A 21,369-nucleotide genomic window follows, 5' to 3' on the forward strand; every position below is an offset into this window, starting at 1 on the left:
GATAAGGTCCGCTCGCGGGATCTTGAGATAATTGAGCAGTGCCGCCACGTCATCGGCGAGGTTTTCGTAGGTGAAATCTCGTGGGACGTCCGCCGTCCGGCCGTGACCCTGCATTTCGACGGCAATTACTTTCCGCGTTTTGGAGAGTTCGCCGATCCACCCGGTCCAGTTGTTGGTGATGGTCATGAACGCGCCGTGAAGCAACACCACCGGTTCGCCGCCACCGTGGACTTCGTAGTACATGTTGAGTCCGTTGATTGGCGCGTAGCCGGTCATTGGCACCTGCTGGGCCGACGCGTCAGCCGCCACGAGCGTCATCAGGAGGAAAGCTGTTGTCCACATGCTGGTGTCATTCCGTTTCATCTAAACACTCCTTGGCTCGCGACGTACGCGCACACGGGTTCCGGGCCTGTTATGGATTGGCTGCGTCACTTTGTCTCTGTGCTCGATCCCAGGCTCACGAGAAGCTCGTCGAGTTGGTCGAGCGTCTCGGGCAACGCGCCCGTCGATCCGGAGTCAAGCGCTTCTTTCGACGGATAGAGATCGTGCACGACCAACAACGTCTTGCCGGCGTTTCCCTCGAAGGTCACCGTGGTGATGGTCTTGCCGTTGTCTCCTTCCTCATTGGTCCAAACGAGGCGTGAGTGCGGTGTCACTTCGAGGTACGTGCCGAAGAACTCCATCGTCGAATCTTCGTGGCGAAACACCAAACGATACTGCCCCCCAGCGCGAACATCCATTTCGCAGGAAAGCAGGGTCAGCCCATACGACTTTGGTACCCACCACCTCCTGAATAGTTCTGCCTTGGTCCACGCCTCGAACACGAGGCGCGCGGGACCGTTTACGGTTCGTGTGACGACGAGTTCGAGCTCGGACTTCCGTTCCACCGTCGTGTGGTTCTTCGTGGGGGTGGCCTCACTTTCTCTTCTTTCGTCCATCGACTCTCTCCTTCCGTGTTAATTCCTCGACAACGTTGTTCAACTCGTCGAAGCGTACGCTCCAGAGCTGGCGGTACCTCTCGATCCATGCCGCCTCTTCTTCCAGTCCGCGCAGCCCGAGCTTGCAGGTCCGCACGCGCCCGACCTTCTCCGTGGTGACGAGCCCCGCTTGCTCCAAGACGCCTACATGTTTCTTCATGCCCGTGAGGGACATGTGGAACCTCTCGGCAAGGGCCGTGATCGAAGCGTCCGCACGCCCGAGTTGCTCCAGAACGCCGCGTCGGGTGGCGTGCGAGAGCGCGCCGAAAGAGGCATCGAAGTGGGTTTGGCTATACTGCACCATACGGTTCAGTATAACAGCATGGGTGACGGCATGCAAGGGGAGGCTGAGCGCCCGCTGCGTTGCCGCCGTCCGGGCGGTGTGCCCCGGCGCCGGGTCAACGGTGAACGAGATGCGCTGTGCGGTGCGTTGCCGAACGGTATGGCCGCGGCGGACGGCTGGCCGAAAGATAGACTGCGCAATCGCGCTTGCTCCAGACTCACCGATGGGTCGGTGCGTCGCCCGCACGACCATGATGGAGGCAGGTTCAGCTCGGCCGTCGATTCCGACGATACACCTGATGTCCGCCCAGCCGCAGATGTCGCGCTGTTGGTCGGCGAGCGCGCCTGGCTGGATCCGCACGGCGGCCACGCAAAGCCTGTTCCGCTCAAGACAACACGCAGCTCCAGGCTACGTTCGATTCCACTCAGGTCCGCATTCTCAAGGACGGCCACTGCGCTGGAGAACATGGCGAACGCTATCCCAAGGAGAAGACACAGACCAGCGGAGCCCATCGCGTTCCACGAGCGCCGCCGCAGCTCCAAACGATGAGGGTCTCGGGCTGCATGTTGCGCTTGGCCAATCGACGCGTTGCTTCGACGCGTCTCGATGGTTACCCACGCGTAGTAGATGGCAGTTGCAAAGGCGAGCACAGAGGCCGCAGTGGAAAAGGCGAACGTTGTCACCGACTGTCCCGCATTTCGTTCTTCACCTTGTGCGCCCAACGCTCAGCGTAAGCGGCGCGCCGCCGAGCGACGACCGCTGCCACGTGCGATGAGCGCGTCCGCTTCACGCTGTTGTTGGGCGTCACGTCTGTCAAGGGACCTTACCGTCGCGTCGATCCTGCGCCCATTGTCTCCACCAGTTTCCTTCGATGCTGCCATCCGGATTTACAATGAGCCAATCTACAACCTCAGAATCGGGAAAACCGACGACATTGTTGACCAACTCAGGTGGGTGGACGCTCATCCACAGGTGACCCCATACCGTTCCGGGTGAAAGCCCGTCGACGATGTAGAACTCGGCAACCCACGTGTTCGCGAGGTCTTCCGACGGCATCGCGCCCAAATATGGGGTGCGTCGGACGACGGCAAACAAGCCGCACGACGGCAACCCTTGGAGAAACTTCTTGCGTGCAACGGGGAGCGTCTCACGGGCCTTGGTAAGATAACGCCCCAGGCTTGCCATGAGCTCTTCCTGTGTAGGTCCATCTTCCCTAGGATCGTCGAGCGTTTCTCTAGATTCATCTTCTGTGAGTTGTTGTTCGAGCGCCGCCTCGGCAAGACAGTGCGGTCGCGGGTAGTCGGACTCCATGCTACGTTCCGGTCGCGAGTGGGCGCAATTCAGGCACCCGAGCATCGCCGCAAGGATTACGAATCGGAGGTGCACTCTACCCTCGTCATTTCATGCACGCCCAACTCTAATTAGACAGGTCCCGAATAACGGCTGCCATTGGCGTCTTAGACGTTCTGGTCCTGCCGTCTAATACGGGAATTTCCAGGCAGTCCTCCGCCGCGTCGCCGGGAAAACACTTGAGGGCACAGGGGATGCCGCGAGCAGCGCCTCGCTCCTCTTGGTGGCTTAGACGGCGACGCCGCGCCCGTCTAACGTCGCTACCTTCTGCGGCAAACACGGCGAGCGGCCCTCCCGACCCGCAGGCCGGGCCAACCGTGAGGGCACCGAAGCCGTCGATCGCGTACGAGACCCCGTGAGGCGCCGCGCCGAGACTCATACCCCGAGACTATTCCCGGAGCGTCGCGAAAACAAGGAATCAGAGGGGCGGCGCGATCCTAGACGGCGATCTCGACGGGCACGGGCCGGACGGCGTCCTTCTTGATCGAGTGCAGCCACGTGATGTGCCTCGCCGACCTCCCCCGCACGACGTTCTCGTACAGCTCGCGAAGCCCGGCCGTGATCGGGCCCGTGCACCCGTCACCCACCGCGCGGCCGTCGATGCGGGTGACCGGCGCGATCTGGGCCGCCGTCCCGCAGAGGAACGCCTCGTCGGCCACGTACAGTTCGGCGCGATCGACCGAGCGCGTCTCGGTGAGCACTCCCCTTTCCCGGGCGAGGCGAATCACCGTGTCGCGCGTGATCCCCTCGAGGATCCCCTGCGAGACGTCCGGGGTCACAAGCCCGCCGGAGCGCACGAGGAAGATGTTCATCGCGCTCCCCTCGGCGACGCGCCCCGCCTCGTTCAGGAAGATCGCCTCGTCGAACCCGCGATCCCGCGCCTCCTGGGCCGCGAGCGACGAGTTGACGTAGGCGCCGCAGATCTTCGCCCGGCAGGGGATGGAGTTGTCCTGGAGGCGCCTCCACGAGCTGACGCCGCAGTGCAGCCCCTTCTGCGTGTCGAGGTAGTCCCCCATCGGGACGGCCATCATCGCGAAGGCGTCCTCGGCCGGAAGGCCGACGCCGATCTTCGTCGCCGCCTTGAACGCGATGGGCCGGATGTAGACGTCCCCTCGGAGCGTGTTGCGGCGGATCAGCTCGGCCGCGATCGCGGTGAGCTGTGCCGGGGCGTGGGGAAGAGTGATGTTCAGGAACCTCACGTTGCGCGCCATCCTCTCGAAGTGATCGGTGGCGCGGAAGAGGCGGATGTCGCCCGTCGCGGCGTCGGCGTAGGCGCGAATCCCCTCGAAAACGCCGGTGCCGTACTGGAGGCCGTGCGTGAGGAGCGGGATTCTCGCCCCGGATTCGGGGAGGAACGATTCACGGAAGTAGACGATCGGCTCGGTCATGGCGTCTCCATTCTCAGAAGGAAGCTGCTCGCTTCAAGCCCGGGCCCGCCCGGGACAGCCGCGCCGCGGCCTCGCCGCACGAGTCGGCCACTTCGCGCGCGAGGATCTCGCCGAAGACGCTCTCGGCCTCCGCGGCATCCCGTGCGATCCACCGGCCGTCCTCCTCCGCGATGAGGGCGCAAAGCTCGAGCCGGCCGTCCCGGACGATCGCGTGCGCCGCGGCGACCGTGCCGGGAACGTCGCCGGATTCCCTCACGAAGGTCCGCTCCGCGTCGACGCACCGGCGGGCGTCGCGATCGTCGAGCGATCGGAGCGCCTCGCGGACCCGTGCGTCGGACCGGGCCGCGAGGAGCGCGATCGCCCCCTGGCCGGCCGGCGGGAGGATCTCCTCCACCTCCATCGTCTCGACTCTCAGCCCCCAGAAGGCTCCCCCGTCGAAGGCGTCGACGGGAAGGCACGCCGCGGCCCACTCGCCGTGCCGCAACTGTTCCGGAAGCGCCGCCGGATCCCCAATCCTCTCGAGTCGAAGGAGCGGGTGGGCGGCGCGCATCTGGGCGAGCGCGACGTCGTCCGCGGCGGCCACCCTGGCCCCGGGCAGGAGGAGCGAGAGCGCCGGCCGGGATCTGGAGACGCACCGATACCGGGCGTCACGCCCTGAGAGCACCGCGACGAGGACGGCCCCCTCGCGGGAGTCGAGCGCCGGATCCGCCGCGCGGAGGACCGCCGCGTCCGCCGTGCCGTCGCGAAGGGACGTCAGGCCGGATGAGATCACGGTGGCCACGCGGGCGCCTTTCACCGCCGATTCGATCGCCCGCTGCGCCGCGAGAGCCCGGCGAAGTCCGCGGGCCCCTCCCTCCGTCGCCAGCCGGATCGTGTCCATGGTCACACCTCCCCGCCCGCCTCAGCCCACCTTGCGCGCCGGACGGCCGAAGTCCCTGGTCGAAGGGGGCGTCTCCTCGTCCATCTCGTCGAGAACCTGACCCATCGCGCGGAGCGTCTCGCCCGCGAGGTAGACGGCCCACACCGGCGAGTGCGTCGCGAGCCGCTCCTTGCCGGAGCGCACGAGGCGCCTTAGCTCTCCCAGCTTCTCCTGAATCCTGGCGTCGTCAGTCATGGCCAACCTCTCCTTCGTCTCCGAACTCCACCCGTCCCGACTGCATCCCGTGTGCCACGGCGGGCGGGGCCGCCCGTGATCGGCGCGGGGTTGGTACGTGTGTTGCTGAACACCTCATCGGAGCCGTCCCGACGATGAGTTTCCGATCGATTCCACGAGTGTCCGCTTTCGCCGCCGTCGCCGCGGCGGTCCTGGCCGTCACGGGTGGCGGCCTCGCCCGGAGCGCTGAATCCGCGGGAGCTTCTCCCTGCGCGGACTGCCACGACGTGGCCCCGGCGATCGAGAAGTCGGTCCACGGAGCGGCCGGCCTTGCGTGCACCTCCTGTCATGCCGACCTGGCGGAGGTGAAGGATTTCCCGCACGCGAAACCCAATCCGGTCGACTGCACGGGGTGCCACGAGGTTCCGGCTTCGGCAAAACACCCTCCCGCCTGCGCGGACTGCCACGGCTCGCACGGCATCGCGCGCGCCGCTGCCCTTCCGAGCGCGCGGCGCGGGCCGATGCTCTCCTCGATGTGCGGCAGGTGTCACGAGGCGATCGCCCGCGAGTACGGCGAGGGGATCCACGGCCAGGAGCTCGCGGCCGGGAACAGCGACGTCCCGACATGCCTCACCTGCCACGGGGGCCATGCGATCCAGATGACGCAGGACCCGGGCTCTCCCGTCAACTCGCAGGCCCAGGCGATGACGTGCGCGAGCTGCCACGACGACGCCGAGGTGGCGCGCAAGTACGACATCCCCGCAGCCCGGATGCAGACCTTCCGCGACAGCTTCCACGGCCTCGCGAACGCGTACGGCGACCGGGCCGTCGCGAACTGCGCGACGTGCCACGGCGTGCACCGGATCCTCCCGTCGAGCGATCCCCGCTCGACGATCGCCCACGACAACCTGCCGGCGACGTGCGGCCGCTGCCACGAGCAGGCGGGGAAGAACTTCGCCGTCGGAAAGGTGCACCTCGGCGACCGGTGGGAGGACAACCGCGTCACGTACGTCGCCCGCCGCTTCTACCTCTCGGCGATCGGCGGCATGATGTCGGTCTTCCTCGTCTTCATGATCGCCGACTTCCGCTTCCGCCGGCGCCACCGGCGCGAGCGGCCCGGAGCCCGGCCGTGAGCGAGCCACGCGCCGTCCTGAGGATGCCTCTCTCCCAGCGAATCCAGCACGCCGTGCTCATCGCGACCTTCACGGTGCTGGTCGTGACCGGTCTCCCGATGATGATGAACCCCGGCCCGTGGCTGAAGAGCGTCCTCGCCGCGGGCGACGTCTTCCGGTGGAGGGGGATCGTCCACCGCGTCGCCGGCGTCTCTCTGATGGGGCTGTGCGGGTTCCATCTCCTCTACGTCCTCCTCTCCGCGAGGGGAAACCGGGACTTCAAGGCGCTGCTTCCCGGCACGAAGGATCTGCAGGACGCCGCCTCGACGCTGAGCTGGCAGCTCCACATTCCGGGGCGGCTCCGCGCGTCGCGCAGGGGGCGCCGGCTTCTCGGCCGGTTCCGGATCGGACTCCCGCGGTCGCATCCGAAGTACGGCCGGTACACCTTCATCGAGAAGTTCGAGTACCTCGCGGTGGTCTGGGGAAGCCTCCTCATGGCCGTCACCGGCCTCATGCTCTGGTTCGAGGAGGCGACCATGGCGCTCTTCCCGCGCTACGTCTTCGACTTCGTGCGCGTGGTCCACTCGTACGAGGCGATCCTGGCGTTCCTCGCCATCATCATCTGGCACATGTACCAGGTTCACCTGCGGCCGGGGGCGTTCCCCATGAACCGCACGTGGATCGACGGGCGCATCTCTCTCGACGAGATGAAGCACGAGCACCCGCTCGAGTACGAGGCCACGATGGCCGCGGTGGGCTCCGGGCTCGAACCGGCGGCGCCTCGGCCCGCACCCGACGCGGCCGGGAGGGTCGCCGCACCGCGGACGTGACGCGAACGGAATCGTTCTCTTATACTGCGATCGGATGAACCGTCAGAGGTCTCAGCGAGCGGCCCCTCCCCGGCCGGCCCGGGCGCCGGCGGCGATTGCCGCCGACGCGTACGGGCCCGACCCGGCGACGCTGTGCGCGCGCGTGAAGGCGTACGTCGGGCTCACCGACGAGGACTCCGCCCTCGTGGCGAAGTTCCTGACGGAGGTCCGGCCGAGAATTCCCGAGATCATCGAGGACTTCTACGCCCGCATCGAGGAGGACGCCGAGGCGGTGCGGGTGCTCGTGGGCGGACGGGCCCAGGTCGAGCGGCTGAAGGCCACGCTCGCGGTCTGGCTGGAGCGCACGCTGCGGGGGCCCCACGACGAGGAGTTCGCGGTCCTCCAGGCCGCGATCGGGGCGCGCCACGTCGCGGTCGGCCTCGATCAGTCGTTCATGGTCACGGGGATGAACGTCTTTCGCGAGCACCTCGGCGGGATCCTGCTCCGCGGGAAGCCGCGCGCGGCGGCGAAGGCGGTTGCGATCCAGGTCGCGTACGCCCGGGTGCTCGACGTCTCCCTCGCGCTGATGCTCGAGACGTACCGCGTCGACTGGCTCCGGAAGATCCTCCAGACCGAGCAGAACGCGACCTTCAAGCGCCTCGCGTCGATCGGCGAGGTGGCGGCCGTCATCGCGCACGAGACGCGGAACCCGCTGGCCGCCATCAGCGGCGCGATCCAGGTCTTCTCCGGCGACCTCCCTCGCGACGATCCGAAGCAGGCGATCGTCGCCGAGATCCTCGGCCAGATCCGGCGGCTCGACGAGCGCGTCAACGACCTGCTCATCTACGCCCGCCCCGCCACGCCCTCGCGATCCGACGTCGATCCCATGGACCTGATCCGGACGACGGCGCGCCTTCTCGCCGACGATCCGCTGATGAAGCACGTCCGCGTCACGTTCGGCGGCGACCGCGCCCTTCCCCCCTTCCCCATGGACGGCGCGCAGGTCCAGCAGGTTCTCGTGAACCTCGTCCTGAACGCCGCCCAGGCCATGGGAGGGAAGGGGAACATCAGGATCTCCGCGAAGCGCCCGCCCGCCGGCGGCCTCCAGATCGCCGTCGAGGACGACGGCCCCGGAGTCCGGGCCGACCTCGCCGAGACGATCTTCCAGCCTTTCTTCTCGACACGGCGATCGGGGACCGGGCTCGGCCTCGCCATCTCCAGGAAAATCGCGGAGAGCCACGACGGGACGCTCACTCTCGATCTCACGAGCGCGTCGGGCTCCCGGTTCGTCATCTGGCTTCCCGCGCCGACGAGCATGCGCTCTTCCCCGCAGATGCGCTGAACCGCGCATCGGATCCCCCCCTTCGCGGGGATCGATCTTCCCAACTCGTTGCAATCAGGGCTCGAGCCGGTGCGACCCGGGATCCCTTGCGTGGCACAACGGTTGCCCTTTCGGCGCCTTGGGTCCGGCGGAACCGTGCCTCAGGGAGACGCGATGGCGGCGACGAGCATCCGGAGGATGGTGGCGACCCTGGCGGTCGTCATGGTCTGCATCTTCGCGCTCTGGGAGCTCGCCGAGTGGTCCGGCCTGAAGCCCGGGAATCCGGAGGACCTCGTCGTCTTCTACATCCTCCGCGGCGCGTCCACCGCGGTGATCATGTCGTTCCTCACCGCATGGCTTCTGATCCGCTACCGCAGCGGCTACGAGGAGCAGCTCAGGCTCCAGTCCGAGGAGTCGCGCCGCGTGCGGGTCTTCTTCGAGAACATCGTGAGGGACGCGGGCGAAGGGATCCTCTGCCTCGACAACGACGACCGGATCTGCTCGTGGAACCGGTCCGCCGAGGAGATCTACGGCTACGGCCCCGAGGAGATCATCGGGCGCAACGTCACGTGCCTCATTCCGAAGGATCTCATCGAGTCCGGCGAGCCCGGGCGGATCCGGGAGCTGGTGCGGAGCCACGGATTCGTTCGGAACCTCGAGACGCGCCGCGTCCGGAAGGACGGCGCCATCATCAGCGTCCGGATCACGCGCTCCGTGTTCCGCGACGAGGCCGGGGCCATCATCGGCTCGTCCGCGATGATCAGCGACGTCTCCGCCGAGAAGGAGCTGGAATCGCGCCTCATCCAGACCGAGAAGCTCGCGGCGATAGGCGAGACGGCGGCGACGATCGCCCACGAGGTCCGGAATGCCCTCGCCGGGATCTCGGGGACCGTCGCCGTGCTGAAGGGAAGCCCTCTGTGGGGCGAGCTGCCCGAGGGCGTGGGCGCCGAGGTCGATCTCCAGGTCTCGCGCATCGCGCACATCGTCGATGACCTCCTCGCGTACGCGAGGCCGGGGCGGCTCCTTCCCCAGCCCGCCGACCTCCACGCGATCCTGGATCGGGCGGTCGCGGCCCTCGCCTCGAGCCCCGACGCGAAGGGGAAGAAGGTCCAGCGTGCGTTCGCTCCCGGAGAATCCGCCGTGGAGGCAGATCCCACGCGGCTCGAGCAGGCCTTCCAGAACGTCATCATCAACGCCTACCAGTCGATGCCGCCGGGCGGGACGCTGCGGATCGTCACGCGGCGCGCCGGCCCGAGCCTCGAGATCGGCTTCTCGGACGACGGGCCGGGGATGCCCGCCGATCTCCGCGACCGGGCGTTCGAGCCATTCTTCACGACGAAGGCGCGCGGAACCGGGCTCGGGCTCCCCATCGTGCGCAGCATCATCGAAGCCCACCACGGAACCGTTCAACTCACCAGCGCTCCGGGTATCGGCACCACCGTCACGCTCACGCTCCCGGTTCCGGAGACAGCCCGCGGGAAGGAGATGGCGTCATGCAAGCCCATGGCAACGGCCGGCTGATCGGGATCGTCGCGGTGATCCTGGCGGCGGCGCTCGCCTCCGCTCTCGCCGCCGACGCGCAGGCAGTCGGCGTCGCCAGGTGCAAGGCCTGCCACATGGCGGAGTTCAAGGCGTGGGCGGAAAGCCCCCACGCGAAGGCGCTCGAGGCGCTCAAGCCGGAGGAGCGCACGAAGCCCGAGTGCGTCGGCTGCCACACGACCGCCGCCGGCAAGCCGGCCGCGGCCGGCGCGGATCTCGCCGGCGTGCAGTGCGAGTCGTGCCACGGGGCCGGCAGCCTGTACAAGGCCGCGGACGTGATGAGCAAGCAGAAGTACACCGCCGATCACGCGGCGGCCCAAGCGAAGTCGGTCTCGCTGGGTCTCGTCGATCCCGACGAGAAGACCTGCGTTACCTGTCACAACTCGAAGAGCACCCATTTCAAGGGGTTCGATTTCGCGGCCGCCCGGGCGAAGATCAAGCACTGGAAATGAGCCAGACCCCGCAGGTGCGCTATCTTGCGCACCTGCGGGAGGCGGTTCCGCGCCCGGGAAGCGCCCACTTCCCCGCGGATTCAACGACTTGAAGAGCGGCGTCGTGTCGGCGGCGTGGCACACCGGTTGCGATTTGACGCACCGTCCGTCGCGGCGCCGGGCCGCGCGAGGGAGCCCTTCGGGATGGCGAACGAGACGATCCTCATCGTTGAAGACGAGAAGCTGGTCCGCTGGTCGCTCAAGGAGCGGCTCAAGAAGGACCAGTACGACGTGTTCGAGGCCGAGAACGGCGCCGGCGGCATCGAAATCCTCGGCCGCGAGACGATCGACCTGATCGTCCTCGACTACCGCCTCCCCGACATGACGGGGCTCGACGTGCTCCGGAAGACCGTGGCCGCGCACCCGGAGATCCCCGTCATCCTCATGACGGCGTACAGCAGCGTCGACACCGCCGTCGAGGCGATCAAGCTCGGCGCGTACGACTACATCAACAAGCCGTTCAACCACGACGAGATGGTCGTGACCGTCGCGCGCGCGCTCGAGTCGAGCCGCCTCCGCCGCGAGGTGCGGCACCTGCGCTCGGAGCAGGAGCGGCGGTACGGCCTCACCAACATCGTCGGCAAGAGCCGCGCGATCATCGAGGTGCTGGAGCTCATCGAGAAGATCGCGAAGAGCCAGGCGACCACCGTCCTCATCCAGGGCGAATCCGGGACCGGCAAGGACCTGGTGGCCAAGGCGATTCACTACGCCTCGGATCGCGCCGGGCAGCCCTTCATGAACATCACCTGCTCCGCGCTCCCCGAGACGCTCCTCGAGAGCGAGCTGATGGGGCACGAACGGGGCTCCTTCACCGACGCCCGCTTCCAGAAGAAGGGGCTCTTCGAGCTCGCCGACGGCGGCACCCTCTTCCTCGACGAGATCGGCGACATGGGGGTGCTCCTCCAGGCCAAGCTCCTGCGCTTCCTGCAGGAGAAGACGTTCAAGCGCGTCGGCGGCGTGAAGGACATCACGGTGAAGCTCCGCATCATCGCGGCGACGAATCGCGATCTCGAGGAAGCTGTGAGGAACCGCAGCTTCCGCGAGGATCTCTACTACCGCCTCAAGGTCATTCCCATCACGCTTCCCCCGCTCCGCGATCGCAAGGAGGACATCCCGGCCCTCGTGAGGCACTTCATCGACGGCTTCAACCAGGAGTTCAAGAAGACCACGAAGGGGGTCAACGAGGAGGCGCTGCAGTGCCTGATGGGGCACACGTGGCCCGGCAACGTGAGGGAGCTCAAGAACGTCATCGAGCGCGCGATGATCCTCGAGAACAAGGCCGAGCTGTCGCTGGGCGACCTGCCCAAGGAGATCCGCGAGCCCGCGGCGGGAGCCGACCTCGCGGCGGGCGACGGCTTCAGCCTCCCCGAGTCGGGCTACTCGCTCGAGCGGATGGAGGGGGAGATGGTCAAGCAGGCCCTCGAGAAGACGCGCGGGAACCAGACGCACGCCGCGAGGCTCCTGAGCATCTCGCGCGATGCGCTTCGCTACAAGATGAAGAAATTCGGGTATCTCTGACGGGCTCTTGCGCGCCTCCCCGCACGGCTTGAGGAGCGCCGCGCACCGTCGGCGGGCGGATCGATGTTCTTTTCGGATCGGCTTTCAGAAAACTCCGGTCCCGACGCCCCGATCTCCGGGATCTCCGCGCCCGGCGCGAATTCACGCCACGGCACGCTGCTTGCTGCCCGTTTCCTCGTCCGACGCGCCGAAGGAGGCGCCCCCCCGCGAGTCGAGGGCGCCGCGTCACTCGAGGAAGCCATGAAGACGAGCGCCGCCACGACCCACGTCACAAAGTCGATCGTGCGGGAAGCCCCGGCGCCCCGCAGGGCGCCCCGAACGCTCCGCGCTGTCCGCAGGCGGCCCGGAGAGGCGGAACCCGACGCACCCGCCACGATGGAGCCGCGCGGCCCCTACCGCGTCGTGCTGTCGTGCGGGATCGACACGAGAACCCGTAACACCTGATCCCCTCGAGGGCCCCGGCTGCTCCCCGATCGGATCTTCGTGCCGCAGGTGTGTTCGATTCCAGAACGAAAGGAGGTGAAACAGATGGCCAGATTCCACATCCAGGATCTGCGTTCGCTCGAGAATGTTCCGGCGTCACCGGCGAGCCTTCGGACCAAGGTCGGTGAGATGATCCTCAACAGCACTTCCGCACGTGCGAAGGTCGAGGCGATGAACCCCGAGACCGGCGAGTATCGCGTCGTCCTGACCGGCACCCTCGACAAGGCGGACACGAAGTGGGAGGAGAAGTAGCGAAGCCAACCGGCCGGGGCCCTCACCTCAGGCGGCGCCGCGCCGCCTGGCGGGGCGCGCGAGGCGCTCGACCTCCCTCACGAGCGGAAGCACGTCCGAAGACTTGATGACGTACGCGTCCGCCGCCCACGACGAGAAGAGATCCCGGTAGGATCCGTACGCCGAGTTGAGGACGACGTGCGTCCCCGGCTCGAGGGCGAGGATTCGGGACATCAGCTCCAGCCCGTCCATTCCCGGCATGCGGATGTCCATCACGACCACGGCCGGCCTTTCGCCCTGGACCTGCACGAGCGCCTCCTCGGCGCTGGCCGCGACGCTGACCTCGAACCCGGCCTGCTCGAGCTCCACGCGGTACAGCCGCCTCAGGGACGGCTCGTCGTCCACGACGAGAACGCGATCGCGAGTCGCCATGATGTCCTCCTGAATCGTGCGGCGGTCCCGGGGCGGGACCACGCCACCGGACGACGGGCGGAGTCCGGAGAAGAGAAAGGTGCAAGAACCGCCCCACCGCCCGAGCCGGATTGGGCGCGGCCTCACGGGGTGCTGCCGGACGCGCTGTGCGCGGCAGCCCGCAGCGACGCGCGCCCCCGCGCGGCCGGCGGCCGCGCGGAGCGCGAATTCCTCACCCCGCGGCAGTTTCGACGGGGAGCAGGGCGGCATCGCGTTTGCGACGGACTGCGGCAGGGGTGACGCGCGGGAGCGCCCCCCCATTCGAGGAGCGCACCGTCCGATGAAAACTCCCACACCGGAATCGGCCCGAAACGTCCATCGCCAGATCCTGGAAGGACTCGATCGGCTGAACGAGATGCTCGGCAGCCCATCGCTCCAGAGCGATGGAACCATCGCCCGCCGCGTGAGGCTGGCGGTTGCGAGCGCCTCCGGCCCGACCTGCGCCGACGCGCAGGCCGACGGGGTCCCGTGCGCGACGCTCGGCGGAGAGTGCGATCGCTGCGACCGGGCTCTCGCGTTCATCCGGGAGGTGCACGCCGAGATCGAGGCCGAATCGCAGCGGCGGGACGCGGACCGGCTCCTCAAGCTCGCGTCCCGCGATCGCGATCTCCCTTAGCGGCTCAGCCTCCCTGCTCGATCTGCCGAATCTTCAGGAAGAGCCCGCAGAGCAGCAGGGCCACGAAGACGAGGCTGATCGCGAGCCCCCGCCGCCGTCTCTCGAGCTCCTCCAGCGCCGCGACGCCGGCTCCCTTCGCCTCGAGCACGGTCTTCGTCCCCTCGGCCGCCCGGTTGACGAGGCGATCCGGATCGAAGGAGTGAACCAGGGCCCGCGTCTCGACCAGACCGCTCACCCCCTCCTTCTTGAGCGTGAAGAGCGCATCGCTGACCTCCATTCCGGCCCGCTCCGCCCTGCCGAGGACCTCGTGCGCGTCGGCGATGGACCCGGCGTAGTCGTTCAGCGCCCGGCGCATCCTCACGCTCTGCTGATCGCAGACGTCGCCCGGCTTGTGGCACTTCGAGCAGACCGTCCCCTCCCCGGTCCCGATGAGCGTGTCGCGCGGGTGGACGATGGCGTGATTGCCGTGGCAGACGGTGCACTCCCCCTTCCCCATCTTGTCGAAGAGGGGCCTCTTGAACGACGCGCGGAAGAGCATCGCCTCGCGCCCGTGGCACTGGCCGCACACGAAGGCGAGTGATTTCACCCCGGGGGGGACGGCGCCGTGATTGCCGTGGCAATCGTTGCAGGCCGGGGCGGAGAGATCCCCCTTCACCAGCAGCGCCTCCGCGTGGACGCTCGTCCGCCACTCCTCCGGAGGATTCCCCTTGAGCCCGTACGCCGCGATGATCGCCGGATCTCCGTGGCACTTCCCGCATGTCGAGGGGACGTTCGTCGCGTAGACCGGCGACTTCGGGCTCGCCACGGGCAGGATGCCGTGGACGCCGTGGCAGTCGATGCACGTCGCGACCTTCGTGTCGCCCGCCGCGTTCTTCTTCCCGTGGACGCTCGAGCGGTACTCGGCCACCTGATCCACGCGGGCCGCGGGGCTGTACGTCTTCATGAAGGCGGCGTCTGCGTGGCAGCGCCCGCAGAACTCCGCGATCTTCGCGCGGGCGGGTTTTCCAACGTACCCTTTCTTCGGATCCATCGCGGCGTCGGAATCCTCCGCCTTGTCCGGAGCCGCATCCCCGCCGTGACACGACGCGCACCCGAGCCCGTTCGCGGCGTGCACGTCCAGCTCGAACCCCTTCACGGGCTTCGAAAGACGCTCGTCGATCTCCCCGAGCGCCGCGTGGCACGTCACGCATGAATCCGCCGGCGGCTGGACTCGCGCGGCCGCCGCCTCGCCGGTCGTGCCGGGCGCCGGCGGCCGGTCCGCCTTCGGGGCGGCGACGGCCGGGCCGCCCGCCGCCAGGAGCAGCGTCGCCGCGAGCAGGACCGCCGCTCCCGAGCGCGCGCCGATCGCGCGGACGAGGGCGAGTCCGGCGAGCGGGACGACGACGGGCCAGATCGAGTGGTAACCCTTCGCGGTCATCCCGATCACGTACGCGAGCGCCACCCATCCCATCATGGAGAAGGCCCGGCTCGTCCGGCTCCGCCCCGGCTGGCGATCGAGGAACGGGACCGCCAGCAGGACGGCGCCCCCCAGGCTGAACGCGAGGATCGCGATCGCCTCGTACTCGATGCCGCCGATGGCTCCTCCCGGCACGAGCTTCAGCGTCTCGAACATGAAGAGGAAGTACCACTCGGGGCGAATGTCCGCGGGCGCCGGCGCGAACGGATCGGCCTTCACGCCGAGCTCCCACGGCGCGTACGCGGCGAGGGCCGCGAGCGCCGCGAGCGCAAGCGTCCACCCGAAGAGATCCCGCAGGAGGAAGTTCGGCACGAAGGGCATCGTGCGCCCGCTCGGCCGGTCCTCGGCGTCCGGGGGAACGCTCATCCCGTGCTTCTGCACGAGCGCGAGATGGAGCCCGACGAGGGAGGCGGTGATGGCCGGGAGGATCGCGACGTGCCAGCCGTAGAATCTCGAGAGAGTGCCGCCGGTCACGCGATCGCCTCCGCGCAGGAAGCGGAGGAGGAATCCCCCGGCCACCGGGATCGTCCCCGCGATGTCCGTCCCGACCTTCGTGGCGAAGTAGGCGAGCGTGTTCCACGGCAGGAGGTATCCGGAGAATCCGAACCCCATCGCGAGGAAGAAGACCAGCGCTCCGCTGATCCACGTCAGCTCGCGGGGCCTGCGGTACGCCTTCAGGAAGAAGACGGAAAGGAGGTGCACCGCCGCGGCCCCGACCATGAGGTTGGCGCTCCACGAGTGGATGGAGCGGACGAGCCATCCGAAGGGGACGCGCGTCATTAAGAATTGCACCGACTCGTACGCCTCCTCGGCGCTGGGCCGGTAGTAGAGCATCAGGAGGATCCCGGTCCCGATCTGCACGAGGAAGAAGAAGAGCGTCATCCCGCCGAGGTAGTACCAGAGACTGTGCCGGTGGACGGGGACGGTCTTGTGGCGGGCAAGCTCCCAGAGGCCGCTCCAGCCGAGCCGCTCCTCGAGCCAGCGGCCGATGCCGCCGCGCGCCGCGTCCGGCCCGCGCGCCGCGTCAGGCCTTGGAGACGTAGACATCGTCGCCGCTCACGTTGACGGAGAACCTGGTCAGGGGGCGCGGAGGCGGCCCGGCCACGTTCAGTCCATTGAGATCGTAAGTGCCGTTGTGGCACGCGCACCAGATCTGCCCCAGATCCTTCCGGAACTGGACCGTGCACTCCAGATGCGTGCACGTCGCGCTGAACGCGCGAACATCCCCCTCGGCCGTGCGGACGAGAATCCCCGGATCGTTGCCGAACTTGAAGATCTTCCATCCTCCCGCCCCCAGCTCGGAGAGCTTCGCGGCGAGCACGCGCGAGGTCTGCGCCTCCGGGACGTCGGGGGGGGCTCACGTAGCGCGCGACCGGGTAGACGATGGCGGCGACGAGCGACCCCGCTCCGGTGCCCAGGAGCCAGTTGACGAAGCGCCGGCGCGGCCGGCTGATCGGATCCGGCATTCCCATCCTCCTCCTCGCGTCAGTTCCGGGCGATGCGATCGATCAGATCGGCGACCCGGGACGAGTACCCCCACTCGTTGTCGTACCACGAGACCACCTTGGCGGCGTGACGATCGATGACCTGCGTGCAGAGCGAATCGAAGATGCTCGAGTGCGGGTTGCCGATGACGTCGCTCGACACCAGGGGCGCCGCGCTGTACTCGAGAATCCCCGAGAGCGGGCCCGCGGCCGCCCGGCGCATCGCCTCGTTGATCGCGTCGCGCGTCGCGGGCGATTTCAGGATGGCGACGAAGTCGACGAGCGAGCCGTCGGGGACGGGGACCCGCACCGCCATGCCGTCGAGCCGGCCGGCGAGCTGCGGGAGGACCTGCCCCACGGCCTGGGCGGCGCCGGTCGTCGTCGGGATGACGTTCTCCGCCGCGGCCCTCGAGCGCCGGAGATCCTTGTGCGGGACGTCCGCGAGGCGCTGGTCGTTGGTGTACGCGTGGATCGTCGTCATCATGCCGCGCTCGATGCCGAACGTCTCGTCGAGCACCTTCGCCACCGGGGCGAGGCAGTTCGTGGTGCAGGACGCATTGGAGACGATCCGGTGCGACGGCGACAGCGACGCATCGTTCACGCCGATGACGACGGTCGCGTCGATCGCGTCCTTCGCCGGAACGGTCAGGATCACCTTCCGGGCGCCCGCCTCGAGATGGCGCGCGATCTCGGCGCGCTTCCGGAAGCGCCCCGTCGCCTCGACGACGACGTCGATCTCCATCTCCTTCCAGGGGAGGCGTCCGGGATCCTTCTCCGACAGGAGCCGGATCGCGCGGCCGCCGACGACGAGGCTCCCCTCCCGCGACTCGACGTCGCGATCGAACGTCCCCATCACCGTGTCGTACTTGAGGAGATAAGCGAGCTGTTCGGGACTCGAGATGTCGTTGATGGCGACGACCTCCGCGCTCCCCCGCCCCGAGAGGATCCGGAGCACGCTGCGCCCGATGCGGCCGAACCCGTTGACGGCGATCCGCGGGGTCATCGCGCCGGCTCCGCGGCGCCGAGGGCGGCCAGCTTCTTCACGAGATCGACCACGCGGCTCGCGTACCCCCACCCGTTGTCGAACCACGCGAGCACCTTCACGAGGTCTCCGCCGAGGGCCATGGTCGCCAGCGAATCGAAGATCGCCGAGTGCGGGTCGCCGATCACGTCGCTGCTGACGATCGGCTCCGTCTCGTACGCGACCACCCCCTGGAGCGACGACGCGGCCGCCTCACGGATCGAGGCGTTCACGGCGGCGGCGTCGGCCGGCCTCTCGAGCTGCGCGACGAAGTCCACGACGCTGCCGTCGGGGACCGGGACGTTCACGGCGAGGCCGCCGAGCCTCCCCGCGAGACCAGGGATCAGCCTCATGACGAGCTCGTGGGCCCGGGTGTCGGCGGGGATGATGTTCTCGGCGGCGGCGCGCGAGCGCCTCAGGTCGCCGGCCGGGACGTCCGCCAGCCGCTGGGCGTTCGTGTAGGCGTGGATGGCGGTGGCGAAGCCCCTCCGGATCCCGAACCTCGCGTGGAGAACCGAGGCCACGGGGGCCAGACAATGCGCGGTGCACGACGCGTTCGAGACGATGCGATGAGAGGGTCTCAGATCGCCGTCGTTGACGCCCACGACGACGGTGAGATCGGGCTCGTCGCTCATGGGCACGCAGAGGATGACGCGCGCCGCGCCGGCGTCGAGATGGCGCTGCATCTCCGCCCTCGAGCGCGGGCGGGAGGTCGCCTCGATGACGACCTCGACCCCGTGATCCGACCAGCGCACGTCGCCGGGGTCCCGCCCGGCGAGGAGCGGGATGGATCGGCCGTCGACGATCAGGCGGCCTTCGTGCGCCTCGACGGCGCCGGGATAGCGCCCGAAGACGGTATCGAACCTGAGCAGGTACTCGAGCGCCTGCGGCTCGGCCACGTCGCTGATCGCCGCGACCTCGACATCCCGCTGGCTCGCGAGGATCCGGAAGATGTTGCGGCCGATCCTTCCGAACCCCATCAACCCGATCCGGACCGCCATGCGATCTCCCCCCGGTCAGTTCGACCGCGAGTCTATTGCAAAAGGCTTGCGCCGAATCGCCGCGGTCGTTGAGTGGCGCCTCGATCGGGGAGCCGGCCGCGGAGCCGGGGCCCGCCCCCGACCGGAACCGGCCGGGGCACGGACTTTGCGAACCCCCGATCGGAGCCCGCCCCCTCGGGGGATCGACCACCGTGAAGGGGCCGCGGGATGCGCCCCAGGCCGCAGTCGCGGCCGCGCGTGCGCCATATGGCGCACGCGTTTCGGGCCAGGAGACGGCGTGTTCAGGATTGTCAGGCGCGACCAGTTCGGCCCCGGAACTTTTCTCTGGGAGATCGAGGCGCCCGATGTCGCGCGCGCCGCCCGCCCCGGGCACTTCCTGATGGTGAGGATCGACGAGACGGGGGAGCGCATCCCCCTCACCGTCGCCGACTACGACGTCGACGCCGGGACCGTGAGCGTCGTCGTCCAGGCCGTCGGCAAGACGACGCACCAGATGATGGCCCTTCCCGAAGGGGCGGAGATCCTGGATTTCATCGGGCCCCTGGGCGTCGCGAGCGAGGCTCGGCCCCTCGGCAAGGTAGTCCTCGTCGGCGGCGGCCTCGGGGTCGCCCCGGTCTTCCCCCAGCTCCGGGCTCACAAGCTGGCCGGAAACACGACCATCTCCATCATCGGGTTCAGGAGCGCCGACCGGATCTTCTGGCGCGAGAAGTTCGCCTCCTTCAGCGACGAGATGATCGTGGCGACCGACGACGGCTCCGCCGGCATGAAGGGGTTCGTCACCGACGCGCTCAAGGCCGTGCTCGGCAAGCACCCGGACGTGAAGCTCGTCATCGCCATCGGTCCCCTGGTCATGATGAAGGCCTGCGCGCACGTGACGCGCCCCATGGGAATCCGCACCTTCGTCTCGCTCAACTCGATCATGGTCGATGGGACCGGGATGTGCGGCTCGTGCCGCGTCTCGGTCGGCGGCGACATGAAGTTCGCGTGCGTGGACGGCCCCGACTTCGACGGGCACGGCGTGGACTTCGACGAGCTGATGCTGCGGCAGAAGCGCTTCGAGCGCGAGGAGCGCGAGGCGATGGATCGCTTCGGCCGCGAGGCGGCCGCGCTCCGGAGCTTCGGCGCCGGCGGATCGGATCCGGCCGTGGCCGTCTCGAGGTGCCGCGCGCTTCCGGCCGCCCCCGAGCCCATGCCCCCGCTGCCGCCGGGGGTGAAGCCCGCCGTGAAGACGATTCGCACCGTCGGCCCGACCAAGATGAGGATGCCCGAGCAGCCCCCCGACGTCCGGGCGCACAACTTCGAGGAGGTCAACCTCGGGTACTCCCTCGACCTCGCGCTCCTCGAGGCCGATCGCTGCCTCCAGTGCAGGAAGCCGAAGTGCGTTCCCGGCTGTCCGGTGGAGATCGACATCCCGGCCTTCATCGCCGCCCTCTCCCGCAAGGACATCGCCGCGTCGTACCGCGTGCTCAAGGAGGCGAACGGCCTCCCCGCGGTCTGCGGCCGCGTCTGCCCGCAGGAGACGCAGTGCGAGGCGAACTGCGTCGTCGGCGGCAAGCTCGAGCCGGTGGCGATCGGCAGGCTCGAGCGCTTCGTCGCGGACTTCGCGGTCGGCCGGGGGTGGGACGAGGAGACGAAGGCCCCTCTCACGGGGAAGCGCGCGGCGATCGTCGGGAGCGGCCCGGCGGGGCTCGCCTGCGCGGGCGACCTGGCCAAGGCCGGGGTCGACGTGACGATCTACGAGGCGCTGCACGTGGCGGGCGGCGTGCTGAAGTACGGGATTCCCGAGTTCCGCCTTCCCAACGACACCATCGACGTCGAGATCGAGAACCTGAAGCGCCTCGGCGTGAGGATCGAGCTCGACACGATTATCGGCAAGCTCTTCACCATCCCGCAGCTCATGGGGGAGCGCGGGTTCGACGCCGTCTTCGTCGCGACCGGAGCGGGCTCCCCCCGATTCATGGGCGTCCCGGGCGAGGCGCTCAACGGCGTCTTCTCGGCCAACGAGTTCCTGACGCGCGTGAACCTCATGCAGGGATTCCGGCAGCCCCTCTACGACACCCCCGTCGGGATGGGACGCCGCGTCGCCGTCGTCGGGGCCGGCAACACCGCCATGGACGCCGCGCGCGTCGCGCTGCGCATGGGGGCCGAATCGGTGACCGTCGTCTACCGGCGCAGCCGCGCGGAGTGCCCCGCCCGTGCCGAGGAGCTCCATCACGCGATGGAGGAGGGAATCGTCTTCCGCTGGCTCACCAACCCCGTGGCGGTGCTCGACGACGGCAAGGGGTGGGTGAAAGGGATGACGTGCATCCGCATGGAGCTCGGCGAGCCCGACGAGTCGGGGCGGCGCAGGCCAGTCGCCGTCCCCGGCTCCGAGTTCGAGGTGGACGTCGACACGGTGATCTGCGCCCTCGGCACGCGGGCGAACCCCGTCATCGCGCAGACGACCCCCGGGATCCGGACCAACAAGTGGGGATACCTCGTCGTCGACGAGGCGACGGGCGAGACCAACATCCCGGGCGTCTACGCGGGCGGCGACATCGTCACCGGCTCGGCCACGGTCATCCTTGCGATGGGAGCGGGGCGGCGCGCGGCGAAGGCGATGCTCCGGCACCTCGGAGTGTCCCCGGGCGGGAGCGCCTCCGGGGACGGCGGCCCGGCCGAAGCGGCGGGAGAAGCGATCGAGGCGGCCTCCGGTCGCCCGGTCGCCCCCTGACGGAGGAGACTC

The 21,369-nt window shown here is 68.6% G+C and carries 20 protein-coding genes and 1 pseudogene; 9 read left to right on the forward strand and 12 right to left on the reverse strand.

Features of this window, described 5'->3' with window-relative positions; translation table 11 throughout:
• From HY049_03170 to HY049_03200, 7 genes are all read right to left on the reverse strand, one after another.
• On the reverse strand, positions 1–318 hold a 318-nt coding region (locus tag HY049_03170; GenBank protein MBI3447907.1), incomplete at its 3' end, for an alpha/beta hydrolase.
• Between the two features lie 110 nt (positions 319–428).
• Complete coding sequence (locus tag HY049_03175) at positions 429–938, reverse strand: SRPBCC family protein (GenBank protein ID MBI3447908.1); 510 nt, start codon at positions 936–938, stop codon at positions 429–431.
• Positions 916–1,281, reverse strand: coding sequence for a helix-turn-helix transcriptional regulator (locus HY049_03180; protein MBI3447909.1), 366 nt, complete (start codon positions 1,279–1,281; stop codon positions 916–918). Before HY049_03180 ends, HY049_03175 begins: the two co-directional genes overlap by 23 nt.
• 792 nt (positions 1,282–2,073) lie before the next feature.
• Positions 2,074–2,571, reverse strand: coding sequence for a hypothetical protein (locus HY049_03185; GenBank protein ID MBI3447910.1), 498 nt, complete (start codon positions 2,569–2,571; stop codon positions 2,074–2,076).
• 476 nt (positions 2,572–3,047) lie between these two features.
• Positions 3,048–3,998: a branched-chain amino acid transaminase gene (locus tag HY049_03190; GenBank protein MBI3447911.1), complete on the reverse strand. Its 951-nt coding sequence runs from the start codon at positions 3,996–3,998 to the stop codon at positions 3,048–3,050.
• Positions 3,999–4,011: 13 nt separating this feature from the next.
• Positions 4,012–4,878 carry a hypothetical protein gene (locus HY049_03195; GenBank protein MBI3447912.1) on the reverse strand — a complete coding sequence of 289 codons (867 nt, stop codon included), beginning with the start codon at positions 4,876–4,878 and terminating at the stop codon, positions 4,012–4,014.
• A 21-nt stretch (positions 4,879–4,899) separates the two neighbouring features.
• Positions 4,900–5,112, reverse strand: a complete 213-nt coding sequence (locus tag HY049_03200) for a hypothetical protein (GenBank protein MBI3447913.1) — start codon at positions 5,110–5,112, stop codon at positions 4,900–4,902.
• A gap of 158 nt (positions 5,113–5,270) precedes the next feature.
• On the opposite strand from HY049_03200, the gene HY049_03205 reads away from it, so the two are divergent.
• The 7 genes from HY049_03205 (at position 5,271) to HY049_03235 (ending at position 12,616) form a co-directional block, all read left to right on the forward strand.
• Positions 5,271–6,224, forward strand: a complete 954-nt coding sequence (locus HY049_03205; GenBank protein ID MBI3447914.1) for a hypothetical protein — start codon at positions 5,271–5,273, stop codon at positions 6,222–6,224.
• The gene (locus tag HY049_03210) at positions 6,221–7,033 is read left to right on the forward strand and encodes a cytochrome b/b6 domain-containing protein (GenBank protein MBI3447915.1); all 813 of its coding nucleotides are present in this window, start codon (positions 6,221–6,223) and stop codon (positions 7,031–7,033) included. The genes HY049_03205 and HY049_03210 overlap by 4 nt, the downstream gene beginning before the upstream one ends.
• A gap of 34 nt (positions 7,034–7,067) precedes the next feature.
• The gene (locus HY049_03215; GenBank protein ID MBI3447916.1) at positions 7,068–8,354 is read left to right on the forward strand and encodes a hypothetical protein; all 1,287 of its coding nucleotides are present in this window, start codon (positions 7,068–7,070) and stop codon (positions 8,352–8,354) included.
• A gap of 153 nt (positions 8,355–8,507) precedes the next feature.
• Positions 8,508–9,854, forward strand: coding sequence for a PAS domain S-box protein (locus HY049_03220; GenBank protein MBI3447917.1), 1,347 nt, complete (start codon positions 8,508–8,510; stop codon positions 9,852–9,854).
• On the forward strand, positions 9,827–10,324 hold the full coding sequence (locus HY049_03225; protein ID MBI3447918.1) for a hypothetical protein: 498 nt from the start codon (positions 9,827–9,829) through the stop codon (positions 10,322–10,324). Before HY049_03220 ends, HY049_03225 begins: the two co-directional genes overlap by 28 nt.
• 183 nt (positions 10,325–10,507) lie before the next feature.
• Complete coding sequence (locus tag HY049_03230) at positions 10,508–11,881, forward strand: sigma-54-dependent Fis family transcriptional regulator (protein MBI3447919.1); 1,374 nt, start codon at positions 10,508–10,510, stop codon at positions 11,879–11,881.
• A 528-nt stretch (positions 11,882–12,409) separates the two neighbouring features.
• Positions 12,410–12,616, forward strand: coding sequence for a hypothetical protein (locus HY049_03235; protein MBI3447920.1), 207 nt, complete (start codon positions 12,410–12,412; stop codon positions 12,614–12,616).
• A 27-nt stretch (positions 12,617–12,643) separates the two neighbouring features.
• Here the strand turns inward: HY049_03235 and HY049_03240 are convergent, their stop codons facing one another.
• Positions 12,644–13,027 (reverse strand): response regulator, encoded by a 384-nt coding sequence (locus HY049_03240; GenBank protein MBI3447921.1) that lies wholly within the window; start codon positions 13,025–13,027, stop codon positions 12,644–12,646.
• A 319-nt stretch (positions 13,028–13,346) separates the two neighbouring features.
• On the opposite strand from HY049_03240, the gene HY049_03245 reads away from it, so the two are divergent.
• Positions 13,347–13,682: a hypothetical protein gene (locus HY049_03245; protein ID MBI3447922.1), complete on the forward strand. Its 336-nt coding sequence runs from the start codon at positions 13,347–13,349 to the stop codon at positions 13,680–13,682.
• 4 nt (positions 13,683–13,686) lie between these two features.
• On the opposite strand, the gene HY049_03250 is transcribed toward HY049_03245, so the two are convergent.
• From HY049_03250 to HY049_03265, 4 genes and pseudogenes are all read right to left on the reverse strand, one after another.
• Positions 13,687–16,185: a cytochrome b N-terminal domain-containing protein gene (locus HY049_03250; GenBank protein ID MBI3447923.1), complete on the reverse strand. Its 2,499-nt coding sequence runs from the start codon at positions 16,183–16,185 to the stop codon at positions 13,687–13,689.
• Positions 16,163–16,610 (reverse strand): annotated as a pseudogene (locus HY049_03255) (Rieske (2Fe-2S) protein). Before HY049_03255 ends, HY049_03250 begins: the two are co-directional and overlap by 23 nt.
• A 13-nt stretch (positions 16,611–16,623) precedes the next feature.
• Positions 16,624–17,625, reverse strand: coding sequence for a type I glyceraldehyde-3-phosphate dehydrogenase (gene gap / locus HY049_03260; protein MBI3447924.1), 1,002 nt, complete (start codon positions 17,623–17,625; stop codon positions 16,624–16,626).
• Entirely contained in the window at positions 17,622–18,644 is a 1,023-nt protein-coding gene (locus HY049_03265) for a type I glyceraldehyde-3-phosphate dehydrogenase (GenBank protein ID MBI3447925.1), read from the reverse strand. Before HY049_03265 ends, gap begins: the two co-directional genes overlap by 4 nt.
• A gap of 277 nt (positions 18,645–18,921) precedes the next feature.
• Here HY049_03265 and gltA point away from each other — a divergent pair, with 277 nt between their 5' ends.
• Complete coding sequence (gene gltA, locus HY049_03270; GenBank protein ID MBI3447926.1) at positions 18,922–21,357, forward strand: NADPH-dependent glutamate synthase; 2,436 nt, start codon at positions 18,922–18,924, stop codon at positions 21,355–21,357.
• Positions 21,358–21,369: the final 12 nt, after the last annotated feature.

The organism is Acidobacteriota bacterium, from assembly GCA_016195325.1.
Classification (GTDB): domain Bacteria; phylum Acidobacteriota; class Polarisedimenticolia; order JACPZX01; family JACPZX01; genus JACPZX01.